General features: G+C 39.0%; 2 protein-coding genes. Both read right to left on the reverse strand.

All coding sequences use genetic code 11. The features are described from left to right. The coding region (locus tag SOY52_RS11105) for an amidohydrolase family protein (protein WP_320849020.1) at positions 1-448 on the reverse strand (448 nt) is incomplete at its 3' end. Between the two features lies 1 nt (position 449). Further along, positions 450-1,997 (reverse strand): FAD-dependent oxidoreductase (locus tag SOY52_RS11110; protein ID WP_320849021.1); only part of this gene is annotated, 1,548 nt, incomplete at its 5' end.

Below are 1,997 nucleotides of genomic sequence, written 5' to 3' on the forward strand. Positions count from 1 at the left end.
CTCGTAGACCAACCTCTTCCATACCTTTTGCAATAGTTGAAAGTGATCCCTTAATGTAAGAAGGTGATGCATGGTGGTCAATTGCACAGGTTGTACCTGCTTTAATTGCATCCATTGAACAGATTAATGATGAGTAGTAACAAGCTTCTTCATCAAGCCCGCGATCTAAGCGCCACCACCATTCTTTTAATACCTGGATAAAATCTGTCTGAGGGCCTGCAGAAATTAACATACCTCTTGAAAGACCTGAATAGTAGTGGTGATGTGAGCATACATTACCAGGAATTAAAGTCTTACCACGTCCATCAATGACTTTATCAGCGTTTGGCGCAAGATTTGCGCCAACCATCTTAATAATACCATCATCAACAAATACATCCATGTTCTCCTTTACATCAAAAGGAGCCTCTGTTTGCATTACTCTGACATTTTTAATTAAAATAGACATATCATTCCTCCACACTATTTAGTAAATATGGATATCTAGTGATAACTTTATCGATGATAGCTAAAAGCTTTTCATCAAGATCAATCTCTGCATGGTCATCAAAGACCTTACCTTCAATTATCTTACCATCAACTCTTGCAACAATCTTTTCTGCGAAAATCCAGAAGCCAGAGTTAGTACTATTTTCAAAGTCATCCTTTCTTGAGAAAAGGGTAAACTTCTTAAGATATGGACCACCATCGTGAGGACAGAATGTTGCACAGTTACCACATTCGTTACAATAAGCATCGATATGGAGAATTTGGAATGGATCATCAAATAATCCTGTATCTCTTAAATCGATAGCCATATTGGCACGGTTAGGACATACTTCAACACACTTGTTACAAAGGTATGAACACTCAACACAACGACAAGCTTCTCTCTTCATAAAGTCCTTTGATGAACACTTATCGCAGGATTGAAGAATTCTTGATTTACGCTGTCTGATTGATTCAAAGAACTCATTTTCAGCCTTCTCAAGCTCTTCATCAGATAACTCTTCGTCCTCATGATCATGGCAACCACAGTCGCAATCATCATCGTGGTCATGATCGTGGCAACCACAATCACACTCGTCATCATGGTCATGACATCCACAATCACAATCGTCATCATGTTCGTCTTCATCTTCAAGTTTTGCAATAACATCATCAATTGCTCTATCAACAGCATCACGAGCAGAAGCAATACAACGTACAACTGTAGTAGGTCCTGTTAATGCATCACCTACAACATATACACCTTCACTATCTGTTGGGTAACCATCTTCTACAGCAACGCCAAGAGAAGTAAACATATCCGTATCAGGCTTATTACCTGTAGCTGTAACAATAGTAGAACAATTAAGAGTAATAACCTCACCTGTTTCCTCAGGTCTTCTTCTACCAGACTTATCTTTTTCACCGAGCTTCATTACAGAGAGTGTTAATACTCCGTTTTCAATCTTCTTAGGATTTGTAAGGAAAGCAAAGTTAACGCCATCAAGTAAAGCTGCTTCATATTCTTCTCTATCAGCTGGCATTTCAGCAAAGCTTCTTCTATAAACTACAGTTACCTTAGCACCCTTTCTTATAGCTGCTCTAGCAGCATCCATAGCTGTATTACCACCACCAACTACGATAACATCAGAGCCGATATCAAGACCTGTTCCTTTCTTTTCATGACCAAGGAAGGTAATTGCATCAACTACATTACCCTCACCCTCGAGTTTAATCTTATTTTCTTTTTCTGCACCAAGTGCATAGAAGATATAATCAAAACCTGCTTTCTTAAGTGTATCGACCTTAACATCCTCAGGTTTTACACCATATGTGATATCAACACCATGGCTTAAGATGAAGTTAACATCTCTTTCAACGACTTCACGAGGAATTCTGAATTCAGGAATAATGTTAGATACAACACCACCTGCACTCTTTTCTCTTTCAAAGATTTCAGTCTTAAAGCCTGCTCTTGCTAAGAATAGAGCTGCTGATAAACCTGCAGGACCTGCACCAACTACTGCAGC

The organism is Bullifex sp., assembly GCF_034103065.1.
Taxonomy (GTDB): Bacteria; Spirochaetota; Spirochaetia; order Sphaerochaetales; family Sphaerochaetaceae; genus Bullifex.